The organism is Pseudomonas thermotolerans DSM 14292 (assembly GCF_000364625.1).
GTDB classification, from domain to species: Bacteria; Pseudomonadota; Gammaproteobacteria; order Pseudomonadales; family Pseudomonadaceae; genus Aquipseudomonas; species Aquipseudomonas thermotolerans.
This window is the reverse complement of the sequence record NZ_KB822633.1, coordinates 1-13,295: the sequence shown is the minus strand read 5'-3', so window position 1 is coordinate 13,295 and position 13,295 is coordinate 1. Positions and strand designations below refer to the sequence as shown.

The window sequence follows — 13,295 nt, the reverse complement described above, 5'->3', positions numbered from 1 at the left end:
GATAGCCCGACCTCGAACTTGAGACGAAGTACTTCGCGAATCTTACGCATGGATAAACGCTCCACGACGACCTCTCTGCTTCGAAAAAGAGGTCGATGGTAGTGAAGAAATCCTGCGTTACTGCCTGCCCGGTTGAGTGGCCGGATGGCCGTGGAATCAGTGGTCGGATACGCGTGGAATGGGTGGCCGGATCACCGTGGAATCGGTGGTCAGATGCTCATGGAATGGGTGGCCAGATGACCGTGGAATCCGCAGGCCAGCCCGGCCGGGGTGGCGCGTACCGCATGGGTGGTGCGGCTGAACAGACGGCTGCCGAGGGCGCGCTCCAGGGCGTCGATGCGCCGCGCCACCGCCGAGGGGGTGAGCGGATGGCGGCGGGCCGCGGCGGAGAAGCTGTCGGTCTCCAGTACGTCCAGGAAGAGCTGCAGTTGCTCGGTCAGGGCATCGGGATTCATGGGGTGTGTGCCTTTGCGTGATGAGCAAAGCCATTGTGCATGGCTGTGCGTTTCCGGGCTAGGCGCAGCCACCTACCATGCGCGGGTCCTTTCGGAGGTGCCATGAATCCATTCGACTTGATCCTCAACCTGGTGCTCGGCCTGATCCTCGGAACCCTGGGTGGACTGTTCGGCATCGGTGGCGGTCTGATCGCCATTCCCGCGCTGGGCATCCTGTTCGGCCTGGATCAGCAGCTGGCCCAGGGCACCGCCCTGGTGATGGTGGTGCCCAACGTGGTGCTGGCGCTGTGGCGCTACCATCAGCGCAACCGCATCGACCCGCGCCACGCGCTGCTGCTCGGGGCGAGCAGCTTCGCCTGTGCCTGGCTGGCTTCCCTGTACGCGGTGGGGCTGGACGTGAGCACCATGCGCTGGGCCTTCGTCGTCTTCCTGCTGGTACTGGCCGCCTACAACCTGGCTCGGCTGCGCCTGGCTCCGACCACGGGGGCGGGCGGCTTGCGCCATCACTGGGGCTGGTTCGCTCCCCTGGGCGGCGTGTCCGGTGCCCTCGGCGGTCTGTTCGGGGTGGGCGGCGCGGTGGTGGCCACGCCGGTGCTGACCAGCCTGTTCGGCGCCAGTCAGGTGGTGGCCCAGGGACTATCGCTGTCCCTGGCGCTGCCAGGCACCGCGGTGACGCTGCTCACCTACGCACTGTACGGCCACGTGAACTGGTGGATGGGCGTGCCCCTGGCGTTGGGCGGCCTGCTCAGCATCAGCTGGGGCGTGCGCCTTGCCCATGCCCTGCCGGAGCGTCTGCTGCGCGTGCTGTTCTGCGCCTTCCTGCTGCTCTGCGCCGGCTTGCTGGGGCTGAAGTGAGGGAGCGGCGCGGGGGGCTGCCTGGCGGCGAGCCCCCCGCGCTCTGGCCGCTCAGGCCGGCAGCGGCAGCTTTTTGTCACTCAGTGCGCGCACCGGCTCGCCGCGCACCGGGGCACCGTTGGCCACGTAGTAGGGTGCGCTGCTGCGCGGCAGCGGCTGGCGGCCGCGGATCCGGTCCGCGAGCTTCTCGGCGATCATGATGGTGGTGGCGTTGAGGTTGCCGGTGATGATTTCCGGCATGATCGACGCGTCGATCACCCGTAGCCCTTGCATGCCGTGTACCCGGCCCTGGCCGTCGACCACCGCCATGTCGTCGCTGCCCATCTTGCACGAGCAGGAGGGGTGGAAGGCGGTTTCCGCATGCTTGCGCACGAAGGCGTCCAGCTCGGCGTCGGTCTGGCAGTGGGCTCCGGGGCTGAGCTCGCGGCCGCGGAACGGGTCCAGGGCCGGCTGGGCCATGATCTCGCGGGTGATGCGGATGGCGTCGCGAAATTCCTGCCAGTCTTGCTCGGTGGACATGTAGTTGAACAGGATGCTCGGGTGCTGGCGCGGGTCGCGGGACTTCAGGCGGATGCGGCCGCGGCTCGGCGAGCGCATGGAGCCGACGTGGGCCTGGAAGCCGTGCTCCTTCACCGCGTTGCTGCCGTTGTAGTTGATCGCCACCGGCAGGAAGTGGAACTGGATGTTCGGCCAGGCGAACTCCGGCCGGGTGCGGATGAATCCGCCGGCCTCGAAGTGGTTGCTGGCGCCCAGGCCCTTGCCGCGCAGCAGCCACTCCAGGCCGATGGGCGGCTGGTTCCACCATTGCAGGGCAGGGTAGAGGGACACCGGCTGCTTGCAGGCGTACTGCAGGTACATCTCCAGGTGGTCCTGGAGGTTGGCGCCGACTCCCGGCAGGTCGTGGACCACCGGGATCCCCAGGTCGCGCAGCAGGTCAGAGGGGCCGACGCCGGAGCGCTGGAGGATCTGCGGGGAGGCGATGGCTCCGGCGCAGAGCAGCACCTCGCGGCGGGCGTGGACGGTCACCGGCCGGTTGCCGGAGCCGTGCAGGTATTCGACGCCGATGGCGCGCTTGCCGCTGAACAGGATGCGGTCGGTGAGGGCATGGGTGACGATGGTCAGGTTCGACCGCTGGCGGGCCTGGTCCAGGTAGCCGCGCGCAGTGCTGGAGCGCCGTCCGTGCGGAGTCACGGTGCGGTCCATCGGTCCGAAGCCTTCCTGCTGGTAGCCGTTGAGGTCGTCGGTGCGCGGGTAGCCGGCCTGCACGCCGGCTTCGACCATGGCGTGGAACAGCGGGTTGTTGCCCGTCTTAGGGGTGGTCACGGAAACCGGACCGTCGCCGCCGTGGTATTCGTTGGGGCCGATGTCGCGGGTTTCGGCCTTGCGGAAGTAAGGCAGGCAGTCCAGGTAGCTCCAGTCCTCCAGACCCGGTGCCTTGGCCCAGTTGTCGAAGTCCAGAGCGTTGCCGCGGATGTAGCACATGCCGTTGATCAGCGAGGAGCCACCCAGGCCCTTGCCGCGCCCGCATTCCATGCGGCGGTTGTTCATGAAGGGCTCGGGATCGGTCTCGTAGGCCCAGTTGTAGCGGCGGCCCTGCAGCGGATAGGCGAGGGCGGCGGGCATCTGGGTGCGGAAGTCGAGGCGGTAGTCCGGACCGCCGGCTTCCAGCAGCAGCACGCTGACGTCGGCGTCTTCGGTCAGGCGGGTGGCCAGGACGTTACCGGCGGAGCCGGCACCGATGATGATGTAGTCGTATTCCATGGAGCGACACCTGAGGTAGGGCGGCAGGCGCCGGCCTGCCGCTGGCTGTGGGCGGTTCGGTTCAGAAGACGCTGGCGTAGTCGCCCAGCTCGACCTGCACCGACTTGATGCGGGTGTAGTGGGCGAGGGTGACGAGACCGTTCTCGCGGCCGACGCCGGACTGCTTGTAGCCGCCGACCGGCATTTCCGCGGGCGACTCGCCCCAGGTGTTGATCCAGCAGATGCCGGCTTCCAGGCGGTGGATCATCCGGTGGGCGCGGGCCAGGTCGCGGGTCACCACGCCGGCGGCCAGGCCGTAGTCGGTGTCGTTGGCGCGGCGGATGACTTCCTCCTCGTCGTCGTAGATGAGGATGCTCATCACCGGGCCGAAGATTTCCTCGCGGACGATGGTCATGTCGTCGCGGCAGTCGGTGAACACCGTGGGCGCGACGTAGGCGCCCTTGGCGAACTCGCCCTCGGTGACCCGCTCGCCGCCGATCAGCAGGCGGGCGCCCTCCTGACGTCCGCGCTCGATGTAGCCGAGCACGCTCTCCATGTGCGTGAAGCTGACCAGCGGGCCGAAGTTGGTGTCGGAGGCCAGCGGGTCGCCCAGGCGGATGCGCTTGACCCGCTCCAGCACCTTGGCTTCGAAGCGGCCCTGCAGAGCGCGCGGCACGAACACCCGGGTGCCGTTGGTGCAGACCTGGCCGGAGCTGAAGAAGTTGGCCATCACCGCGATGTCGGCGGCACGCTCCAGGTCGGCGTCCTCGCAGATGATCAGGGGCGACTTGCCGCCCAGCTCCATGGTCACTTCCTTCAGCGAGGAACTGGAGGCGCTGGCCATCACCTTCTTGCCGGTGGCGGTGCCGCCGGTGAAGGAGATCTTCTCGATCTGTGGGTGTTCGGTCAGCCACTGGCCGACTTCCCGGCCGCTGCCGGTGAGCACGTTGAACACGCCGTCGGGCAGGCCGGCCTCGGTGTAGATCTCGGCCAGCTTGAGAGCGGTCAGCGGGGTGACCTCGCTGGGCTTGAAGATCATCGCGTTGCCGGCGGCCAGGGCCGGGGCGGACTTCCACATGGCGATCTGCACCGGGTAGTTCCAGGCGCCGATGCCAGCCACCACGCCCAGCGGCTCGCGGCGGGTGTAGATGAAGCTGCTCTCGCGCAGGGGGATCTGCTCGCCCTCGATGGCCGGGATCAGGCCGGCGTAGTACTCGATCACGTCGGCCCCGGTGGCGATGTCCACGGCGCGGGTCTCGGACAGCGGCTTACCGGTGTCCAGGGTTTCCAGCTCGGCCAGCTCGTCGTTGCGTTCGCGGAGGATGTCCACGGCGCGGCGCAGGATGCGCGAGCGCTGCATGGCGGTCATCGCCGCCCAGATCTTCTGCCCCTCGATGGCGCTGGCCACCGCGCGGTCCACGTCTTCCTTAGTGGCACGCTGGACCTTGGCGAGCACCTCGCCGTTGGCCGGGTTGACGGTCTCGAAGGTGGCGCCTCCGCTGGCGTCCACGTAACGGCCACCAATGTAGAGCTTCTGTTCTTCGAATCGGGGCATGGGGATTCCTCGTCTTGTTCGTATTGGCCGCGCAAGGCTGGTCGAACGGGGCCTGGCGCGAGTCGCGGCCCCTCCGGCCGGGGTTGGAATCCAGCCTACTTTAATTTTATTGAACGTTCAATCAATAAAGACTAAGCTGCCTGTCGCTATCCGGATGCGGCGCTTCGCCGCACCCGGGTAAAGTCGTCGGGTGGCCGTCTTCCCGACGGCGGGGCGAGGGGATTTCCCTCTCACCGATCCTCTCCCGTGATGGGCGAGGGCGTCACCCGGCAGCCGCCAGCAGAAGCGGCGCCTGTTCTTCACTGCCTCGGAGCCCAACTCCAAATGCGTATTGCCTCTCCGCCAACAACAACAAATGAGAGGGCGCGTCTGAATCCGGTCGTTTTCTACGGATCCACCGCCCTGATCCTGCTCCTCACCGGCGTGCTCATCGCCTTTCCGGACAGCGCCGGCCGCTGGCTGGGCCAGGCCCAGAGCTGGCTGTCGCGTAGCTTCGGCTGGTACTACATGCTGGTCATCGCCGCCTACCTGATCTTCGTGCTCTACGTGGCCTGCTCGCGCTTCGGCCATCTGCGCCTGGGCAGCGACCACGAGTGCCCGGAATTCAGCTATGGGGCCTGGGCGGGAATGCTGTTCTCCTCGGGGATCGGCATCTCGCTGCTGTACTTCGCCGCCTCGGAACCCATCGACCACCTGTTCAATCCGCCGGAGGGGGTGGCTGGTAGCCAGCAGGCGGCGCGCCAGGCGCTGCAGCTGACCTTCCTGCACTGGGGCGTGCACGGTTGGGCGATCTATGCGCTGGTCGGCCTGGCGGTGGGCTACTTCGCTTACCGGCACCGTCAGCCGCTGGCCCTGCGCTCGGCGCTCTACCCGCTGTTCGGCGAGCGCCTGAGCCGCGGCGCGGTGGGCAATGCGGTGGATTGCTTCGGGATCTTCGTGACCCTGCTGGGGCTGGTGACCAATCTCGGCATCGGCTCGCTGCAGGTGGCCTCCGGCCTGGAGCACCTGTTCGGCCTGCCGCACAGTCAGGGCGCGCTGCTCGCGGTGATCCTGGTGATGAGTCTGGTGGCGACCCTGGCGGCGGTGTCGGGGGTGGAGAAGGGCATTCGCCGGCTGTCCAACCTGAACATCCTGCTGTTCAGCGGCTTACTGGTATTCGTGCTGTTCGCCGGCCCGACCCTCCATCTGCTCAACGGCCTGGTGCAGAACCTCGGCGACTACCTCAACGGCCTGGTGCTGAAGACCTTCGACCTCTATGTCTATACCGGCCAGTCCGGCAAGAGCGAAGCGTGGATGGGGCTGTGGACCCTGTTCTACTGGGCTTGGTGGATCTCCTGGGCGCCCTTCGTCGGCATGTTCATCGCCCGCATTTCTCGTGGACGCACGGTGCGCGAGCTGGTCGCCGGCGTGCTGCTGATCCCTCTGGGCTTCACCCTGGCCTGGCTGTCGGTGTTCGGCAACAGCGCCCTGGACCTGGTGATGAACCACGACGCCCAGGCGCTCGGCACGGCGGCCCTGGAGCAGCCGGCGATGGCCGTCTACCTGCTGCTGGAGCATTACCCCTGGTCCCGAGCGGTGATCGGTCTGGCGATCTGCGTTGGCTTCGTGCTGTTCCTCACCCCGGCGGACTCCGGCTCGGTGATGCTCGCCAACCTGTCGCGCCGCGATGGCGATCTGGACCAGGACGCGCCGCACTGGCTGCGCATCTTCTGGTCGCTGGTGGTCACCGTGGTGACCATTGGCCTGCTGTTCGCCGGCAGCTTCACCGCCATGCAGACGGTGGTGGTTCTGGCCGGCCTGCCGTTCTCGGTGGTGCTGGTGCTCTACATGTTCGCCCTGCTGAAGACGATGCGCGCCGATCTGGGCGCGCCGCAGGCTCTGGCGGCGGGGCCGCTGCCGGCCAGGCCGGGCGGCGTGGGATAGGGGCGTGGCGCCCCGTCGAGGACGGGGCGCTTCAGTCCTCGGGCTGGGCCTTGGCCAGCTGCAGGTCCAGGTATTCGTAGGCCACCTGGAGAGCCTGCTCGGTCTGGAAGGACTCCCCGGACAGCGCGCTGCGCAGCCACAGGCCGTCGATCAGCGCGGCCAGGCCGAGGGCCGCGGAACGGGCTTCGGCCGGCGCCAGCACGCGGCGGAATTCGCAGCACAGGTTGGAGTACAGGCGGCGGTCGTTGACCCGCTGCAGGCGGCGCAGCACCGGGTGGTGCATGCTGCTGGCCCAGAACGCCAGCCAGGTCTTCATGGCCGGGCCGTTGACCTGGCTGTCGTCGAAGTTGCCCTCGATGATCGCCCGCAGATGGGCGCGCGGGCTGTCGTCGGCGAGTGCCGCGCGGCGGGCGCGCACCGCATTGGCCAGCGCCATCATCAGGTGGCGCATGGTGGCCTCCAGCAGGCCGTTCTTGTCCTTGAAGTAGTGACTGATGATGCCGTTGGAGACGCCCGCCAGCTTGGCGATGTAGGCGATGCTGGCATCGCCCATGCCGACCTGGTCGACGGCCTGGAGGGTGGCGTTGATCAGTTGCGAGCGGCGAATGGGTTGCATGCCGACCTTGGGCATCGGACTCTCCATGTGGGCTGGGGGTGGGGCGAAGTCTAGGCGGCTTTTGACCGGTCGATCAATCAAGGTCTGGGGCGATGTCCGGGCGGCCGACCTGGATGACGTGAAAACCGGGAGCCGGAAAGGGGAACCCGGACTCCGCCGCGCCAGAGCGGAGGGCGGAGTCCGGGTGGTCAGGCGGATGTGCGGGGAAGGGATTACTGCAGCCAGCCGGCCACCTGTTCGGGGTGAGCCGCGATCCAGTCCTTGGCGGCCTGCTCCGGCTTGGCGCCTTCGCGGATGGCGAGCATCACGCTGCCGACGTCCTCGGCGCCCCAGGAGAAGCGCTTGAGAAAGGCTTCCGCTTCCGGTGCCTTGGAGGACAGGCCCGGGTTGGCCACGGTGTCGATGCGCTCGGATTCGCCGTAGACGCCCTTGGGATCTTCCAGGAAGCGCAGTTTCCACTTGGCGAACATCCAGTGCGGGATCCAGCTGGTCACCACGATGGGCTTCTGGGCCTTCTCGGCGCGGGCCAGGGCGGTGGCCATGGCCGGGCCTGAGCTGGGCATCAGCTTGAGCTGCAGGTTGTACTCGCGGACGGCGTCCTCGGTGCGGCGCATGACCCCGGCGCCGGCGTCGATGCCGGTGATCTTGCCCTCGAACTGGTCGGCGTACCGGTTCAGGTCTTCGATGCTTTTGGCTTCCACATAGTCCGGCACCACCAGGCCGATGCGTGCGCCGGCGTAGTTGGTGCCGAGCACCGTCACCTTGTCCTTCAGCTTGGCGTAGTACTCGCCGTGGGTGGCGGGCATCCAGGCGGAGAGGGTGGCGTCCAGGTCACCGCGGGCCACGCCCTGCCACATGATGGCCGGCTCGACGGGCTTCAGTTCGACCGGGTAGCCGAGCTTCTCCTTGATGATCTCACCCGCTACGAAGGTGGCGGCGACGCTGTCGTCCCACCCGTTGACGTAGCCGATCTTCAGGGTCGGTTTGTCGGCCGCTCCGGCCATGCCCATGCCAAGGGCCAGCGCGGCGGCCCCCAGGGTTTGCAGACAACGGGATTTCAGCTTGCGCATGTGTATCGCTCCATCTCAGGTGGAATCGGCAGCGGATGTATCTTCCGTTTCCCCGTCTGGCGCGGGGGTGCACGGCCGGAACTGCGGCGGCCGTGGCCGTCGCGGGTTGCCGGTGTCGGGAAGGGGTTACAGGCCCAGGTACTTCTTGACTGCGGCCACGCCATCCTGGCCGTCGTAGGTGGTCACCCCGGCCAGCCAGCGGTCGAGCACGGCGGGATTGGCCTTGATCCAGTTGCGGGCGACGGTGGTGGGGTTTTCCTTCTCCAGCACCTTCTCCATCAGCTGGCTTTCCATCTCGACGTCGAACTGCAGGTTGTTGAGCAGCTTGCCGACGTTCGGGCAGCGGCTTTCGTAGTCGGGCTTGACCACGGTATAGACCTTGGCGGCGCCGTAGTCGGGGCCGAAGACGTCGTCGCCGCCAGCCAGGTAGGTGATGTCGAACTGGGTGTTCATCGGGTGCGGGGCCCAGGCGAGGAACACCACCGGCTCCTTCTTCTTCACCGCGCGCTGGACCTGGACGATCATCCCGGCCTCGCTGGACTCCACCATGCGGAACTCGCCCAGGCCGAACTGGTTGCTCTTGATCATGCCGTCGATCAGCAGGTTGCCGTCGTTGCCCGGCTCGATGCCGTAGATCTTTCCGCCCAACTGGTCCTTGAACCTGGCGATGTCCTGGAAGCTCTTCAGGCCGGCCTCGGCGGTGTAGGTGGGCACCGCCAGGGTGTACTTGGCGCCTTCCAGATTGGCCTTGGGCAGCACCTTGACGGCATCTTCCTTGAGGAAGGGTTCGATGACCGCGTCCATGGAGGGCGCCCAATAGCCGAGGAACACGTCGATCTGCCCGGTCTTCACGCCGGTGAAGGCGATAGGCACCGAGGCCATGATCTTCCGCGGACTGTAGCCAAGGCCTTCGACGAGCGTCATGCCTACCCCGGTGGTGGCGGAGATGTCCGCCCAGCCGATCTCGGCGAAGCGCACCTGCTTGCAGCTCTCCGGCTCCTGGGCCCAGGTGGTGGCGGACAGGGTCCAGGCCAGCAGGCCGGCGACTGCGATTTGCGACTTCTTCATCTGCAACTCCCTGATGTTGTTACGGGCAAAGGGGGCTTACTGGCGTTGCAAACGCAGCATGCTCAGCCAGGCGAAGCGGCGACGGCTCGCGGTGCGCGGAGTGCCGAAGCTTTCGGTGATACGGTCGAGGATGATCGCCAGAAGCACCACGGCCATGCCGCTCTCGAAGCCGAGGCCGATGTCCAGGCGCTGGATGCTGGCCAGCACGTCGTTGCCGAGGCCGCCGGCGCCGACCATGGAGGCGATGATCACCATGGACAGGGCCATCATGATGGTCTGGTTGACCCCGGCCATGATCGACGGCAGGGCGTTCGGCAGCTGCACCTTGAACAGCAACTGCCAGGCGTTGCAGCCGAAGGACTGGCCGGCCTCGACGATCTCCTTGTTGACCTGGCGGATGCCCAGGCTGGTCAGGCGCACCGCCGGGGGCATGGCGAAGATCACCGTGGCGATGATTCCCGGCACGCGGCCGAGGCCGAACAGCATGGCCGCCGGGATCAGGTAGACGAACGCCGGCATGGTCTGCATGAAGTCGAGGATCGGGCGGATGACGGTGGCCACGCGCTCGCTCTTGGCCGCCCAGATGCCCAGCGGCACGCCGAGTAGCAGGCTGATGAAGGTGGAGGAAAAGGTCAGGCCGAGGGTAGCCACCGTCTGCTCCCAGAAGCCGGTGTGGACGATCAGCGCCAGGGCCGCCGCGGTGAAAGCGGCGAAGCCGATGCCGATACGCCACAGGCCGAGGCCGACGAAGATGGCGATCAGTACCCAGGCCGGTGGCCACATCAGCAGCTGCTCGACCAGTTCGGAGAAGCCGCTGACCAGGCTGCCGATCTGCTCGAAGGCGCCACTGTAGTTTTCCTGCAGGTGCTGGACGAAGTCGTTGACCCAGCTACCCAAATCCAGTTTCTCGCTCATGTCATTCTCCCCGCAGGTGGCTTAGCAGACGGCCCTTGCTGATCGCGCCGGAATAGCGGCCCTCCCGGTCGACCACCGGAATCGGGCCTTCGTTGACCACCAGGCGCTGGATCACGCTGTCCAGCGGCAGGTCCTCGGGAACCGGCTCGACGGGCTTGAGCAGGTCCTGTTCGAGGGGCAGGTTGCGGCCGCCTTCCACCAGCAGGGCGATCTTTTCCAGGCTGATGGAGCCGCGGAAGCTGTGCTTCTCGTCGACGATGAAGGCGTAGTGCTTGTCCATGGACAGCAGCTGCTTGCACACCGTCTGGGCGTCTGGCGCCTTGCCGTTGTGCACGAACAGCGGAACGCTGTCGGCCTTGAGCTGGCCGGCGGTGAGGTAGCGGCTGGTGTCGACGGTGTTGAAGAAGTTGCGCACGTAGTCGTTGGCGGGGTTCTCGATCAGCTCCTTGGGCGTGCCCACCTGGATCAGCCGGCCGCCTTCCATGATGGCGATGCGCGAGCCGATGCGCATGGCTTCCTCGATATCGTGGGAGACGAAGATGATGGTACGGCGGTGCTTCTTCTGCAGGTCGAGGAGGATGTCCTGCATTTCCCGGCGCTTGAGCGGGTCGAGGGCCGAGAAGGCCTCGTCCATGATCATCAGCGAGGGGTCGACGGCCAGGGCGCGGGCCAGGCCGACGCGCTGCTGCATGCCGCCGGAGAGTTCGTGAGGGTACTTGTCGGCGAAGCTGGCTAGGCCGACCTGCTCGAGGACTTCCATGGCGCGGCGTTCGCGCTGCTTGCGGCCGTCACCGGCGATCTCCAGGCCAAAGGCGGCGTTCTCCAGCACGGTGCGTGAGGGCATCAAGGCGAACGACTGGAAGACCATGCTCATGTCGCGCCGGCGCAGTTCGATGAGCTTCTGCCTGGAGAGGCGGGCGACGTTCTGCCCGTCGATGTAGACGTCGCCGGCGCTGGGCTCGATCAGCCGGTTGATGAGGCGGATCAGGGTGGACTTGCCGGACCCGGACAGGCCCATGAGGACGAAGATCTCGCCTTCGTTGACGCTGAAGGATACGTCGCTGACGCCGATCACGGCGCCACGCTCGGCGAGTATCTTTTCCTTGCTCCAGCCCTGCTTGAGTAATTGGATCGCTTCTTGTGGTTGTGGGCCGAACACCTTGTAGAGGTTCTGCACCACGATCTTTCCAGCCTGCATGGGATATGTCCCCTTCAGTAGACAGCCAGACAGTCGTTTCCGGAGGCCGGAACGCGCACGGCGGCGCGAGCGGCGCAGTGAGGCCGACTGCCTGTGTGAATAACAATGTCGAGGGCGGGTGCCCTCTGGCAGTGTTACGAAGCCCTTCCTTGAGAATGCGACCTCCATTCCTGGAGGCCCGTACTTCCGAAATTTCTTCTAGGCCTGCCTTCGGGTCGAGAGGGGAAGGCGGCCACTTGTTGCTCTTCGGTCCGCGGCTGAGAGCCGCGGTCTGCCGGCCCACGGAGCCGGCAGCGACGAATCGGGTGACTCAACGATAAAGCCTTGGGTTCTGGGCAATTGTCGGTTTGCGACCTTCATGTGCTGGGTGACGACATGCCGTTTTTTGGCGTGATTGGGGCCGTTGCCGTCTAGGGTGCCAGCTACGGGGAGGAGAGAAGGAAGCAAGGGCGATGCCAAGGCGACGCATTTGGACATGTGCAAGTCGGTGTGGAGCGTCCGGGCAGTTGGGAAATGCCCATGATGGAAAATCCGCAGTACAACCACCCGACCTGGAGGAAAGCCCCGTGGCCATCAGCGTATTCGACCTGTTCAAGATCGGTATCGGTCCGTCCAGCTCGCACACCGTCGGCCCCATGCGCGCCGCCGCGCTGTTCGTGCAGGCGCTGGACGAGCGGGGGCTGCTGGACCGCGTGCGGCGCATCGAGGTGCGTCTGTACGGTTCGCTGTCGGCGACCGGCGTCGGTCACGGCACCGACCGCGCGGTGATCATGGGGCTGATGGGCGAGTGGCCGGAACGCATCGACCCCAGGGTGATCGAGCCGCGTATCGCCAACCTGCGCGCACGCAACGAACTGCTCCTGGCCGGCCGTCTGCCGGTGCCCTTCGAATGGGCACGGGACATGCGCCTGCTAGACGAGAACCTGCCGTACCACCCTAACGCCATGACCCTGGTCGCCTACGACGCGGTGGGCGAGCTGCATGCCGACACCTACTACTCAGTGGGCGGCGGCTTCGTGGTGGATGCTCGGCAGGCGGAAAGCGGCCTGCTCGACCAGGACCACAGCACGCTGCCATACGACTTTTCCACCGGCCGCGAGCTGCTCGAGCTGTGCCGTCGCCACGGCCTGAGGGTCTCCGAGCTGATGCTGGAGAACGAGAAGACCTGGCGCAGCGAGGCGCAGATCCGCGAGGGACTGCTGCGTCTCTGGGCGGTGATGCAGGAATGCGTGAACAACGGCCTCAACGCCGAGGGCATCCTGCCCGGCGGGCTCAACGTGCGGCGCCGCGCCGCCCGGCTGTACCGCAGCTTGCAGGAGCTGGAACGGCCCAACGTGATCGGCACGACCATGAACGCCATGGAGTGGGTCAATCTCTACGCCCTGGCGGTCAACGAGGAGAACGCCGCCGGCGGGCGCATGGTCACCGCGCCCACTAACGGCGCGGCGGGGATCATCCCGGCGGTGCTGCACTACTACATGCGCTTCAACCCGGATGCGTGCGACGACGACGTGGTGCGTTTCTTCCTGGGGGCGGCGGCGGTGGGCATCCTCTGCAAGAAGAACGCCTCCATCTCCGGTGCCGAGGTGGGCTGCCAGGGGGAGGTGGGTTCGGCCTGCGCCATGGCCGCGGCGGGCCTGGCCGAAGTGCTCGGCGGTACCCCGCAGCAGGTGGAGAATGCCGCGGAGATCGGCCTGGAGCACAACCTGGGCCTGACCTGCGACCCGGTGGGTGGGCTGGTTCAGGTGCCCTGCATCGAGCGCAACGCCATAGCCGCGGTGAAGGCCATCAATGCCGCGCAGATGGCCCTGCGCGGCGACGGCGAGCACTTCATCTCCCTGGACCAGGTGATCCGCACCATGCGCGATACCGGTGCAGACATGCACGACAAGTACAAGGA

10 protein-coding genes and 1 pseudogene are annotated in these 13,295 nt (G+C 66.7%); 3 read left to right on the top strand and 8 right to left on the bottom strand.

Going from position 1 to position 13,295, the window contains the following annotated elements; all coding sequences use genetic code 11:
- Positions 1-254: 254 nt before the first annotated feature.
- A pseudogene (locus tag H165_RS0117235) lies at positions 255-455 on the bottom strand (helix-turn-helix domain-containing protein); the annotation flags it as partial.
- Between the two features lie 102 nt (positions 456-557).
- Between H165_RS0117235 and H165_RS0117230 the strand changes: the two are divergent.
- A complete protein-coding gene (locus H165_RS0117230) occupies positions 558-1,310 on the top strand; it encodes a sulfite exporter TauE/SafE family protein (RefSeq protein ID WP_017940186.1) in 753 nt (250 codons plus the stop codon).
- Between the two features lie 51 nt (positions 1,311-1,361).
- Here H165_RS0117230 and betA read toward each other — a convergent pair whose 3' ends face one another.
- Both betA and betB read right to left on the bottom strand, forming a co-directional pair.
- Positions 1,362-3,071: a choline dehydrogenase gene (betA, locus tag H165_RS0117225; protein WP_017940185.1), complete on the bottom strand. Its 1,710-nt coding sequence runs from the start codon at positions 3,069-3,071 to the stop codon at positions 1,362-1,364.
- A 61-nt stretch (positions 3,072-3,132) separates the two neighbouring features.
- Positions 3,133-4,605, bottom strand: coding sequence for a betaine-aldehyde dehydrogenase (gene betB, locus H165_RS0117220; protein WP_017940184.1), 1,473 nt, complete (start codon positions 4,603-4,605; stop codon positions 3,133-3,135).
- A 324-nt stretch (positions 4,606-4,929) separates the two neighbouring features.
- Here betB and H165_RS0117215 point away from each other — a divergent pair, with 324 nt between their 5' ends.
- Positions 4,930-6,528, top strand: coding sequence for a BCCT family transporter (locus tag H165_RS0117215; RefSeq protein WP_051059515.1), 1,599 nt, complete (start codon positions 4,930-4,932; stop codon positions 6,526-6,528).
- Between the two features lie 31 nt (positions 6,529-6,559).
- Here H165_RS0117215 and betI read toward each other — a convergent pair whose 3' ends face one another.
- From betI to H165_RS0117190, 5 genes are all read right to left on the bottom strand, one after another.
- The gene (betI, locus tag H165_RS0117210; RefSeq protein ID WP_017940182.1) at positions 6,560-7,159 is read right to left on the bottom strand and encodes a transcriptional regulator BetI; all 600 of its coding nucleotides are present in this window, start codon (positions 7,157-7,159) and stop codon (positions 6,560-6,562) included.
- A gap of 197 nt (positions 7,160-7,356) precedes the next feature.
- On the bottom strand, positions 7,357-8,214 hold the full coding sequence (locus H165_RS0117205) for a glycine betaine ABC transporter substrate-binding protein (RefSeq protein ID WP_017940181.1): 858 nt from the start codon (positions 8,212-8,214) through the stop codon (positions 7,357-7,359).
- A gap of 126 nt (positions 8,215-8,340) precedes the next feature.
- Positions 8,341-9,282 carry a choline ABC transporter substrate-binding protein gene (locus H165_RS0117200; RefSeq protein ID WP_017940180.1) on the bottom strand — a complete coding sequence of 314 codons (942 nt, stop codon included), beginning with the start codon at positions 9,280-9,282 and terminating at the stop codon, positions 8,341-8,343.
- A 36-nt stretch (positions 9,283-9,318) separates the two neighbouring features.
- The gene (locus H165_RS0117195; RefSeq protein ID WP_017940179.1) at positions 9,319-10,197 is read right to left on the bottom strand and encodes an ABC transporter permease; all 879 of its coding nucleotides are present in this window, start codon (positions 10,195-10,197) and stop codon (positions 9,319-9,321) included.
- Position 10,198: 1 nt separating this feature from the next.
- Positions 10,199-11,395, bottom strand: coding sequence for a quaternary amine ABC transporter ATP-binding protein (locus H165_RS0117190; RefSeq protein ID WP_017940178.1), 1,197 nt, complete (start codon positions 11,393-11,395; stop codon positions 10,199-10,201).
- Positions 11,396-11,961: 566 nt separating this feature from the next.
- Between H165_RS0117190 and H165_RS0117185 the strand changes: the two genes are divergently transcribed.
- Positions 11,962-13,295: L-serine ammonia-lyase (locus tag H165_RS0117185; RefSeq protein WP_017940177.1), on the top strand; the 1,334-nt coding region annotated here is incomplete at its 3' end.

Excerpts from the sequence above, each read along its gene's own strand:
- betA (WP_017940185.1), bottom strand. The coding sequence starts at position 3,071 with ATGGAATACGACTACATCATCATCGGTGCCGGCTCCGCCGGTAACGTC.
- H165_RS0117230 (WP_017940186.1), top strand. The coding sequence starts at position 558 with ATGAATCCATTCGACTTGATCCTCAACCTGGTGCTCGGCCTGATCCTC.
- H165_RS0117195 (WP_017940179.1), bottom strand. The coding sequence starts at position 10,197 with ATGAGCGAGAAACTGGATTTGGGTAGCTGGGTCAACGACTTCGTCCAG.
- H165_RS0117205 (WP_017940181.1), bottom strand. The coding sequence starts at position 8,214 with ATGCGCAAGCTGAAATCCCGTTGTCTGCAAACCCTGGGGGCCGCCGCG.
- betI (WP_017940182.1), bottom strand. The coding sequence starts at position 7,159 with ATGCCCAAGGTCGGCATGCAACCCATTCGCCGCTCGCAACTGATCAAC.
- H165_RS0117215 (WP_051059515.1), top strand. The coding sequence starts at position 4,930 with ATGCGTATTGCCTCTCCGCCAACAACAACAAATGAGAGGGCGCGTCTG.
- betB (WP_017940184.1), bottom strand. The coding sequence starts at position 4,605 with ATGCCCCGATTCGAAGAACAGAAGCTCTACATTGGTGGCCGTTACGTG.
- H165_RS0117200 (WP_017940180.1), bottom strand. The coding sequence starts at position 9,282 with ATGAAGAAGTCGCAAATCGCAGTCGCCGGCCTGCTGGCCTGGACCCTG.
- H165_RS0117190 (WP_017940178.1), bottom strand. The coding sequence starts at position 11,395 with ATGCAGGCTGGAAAGATCGTGGTGCAGAACCTCTACAAGGTGTTCGGC.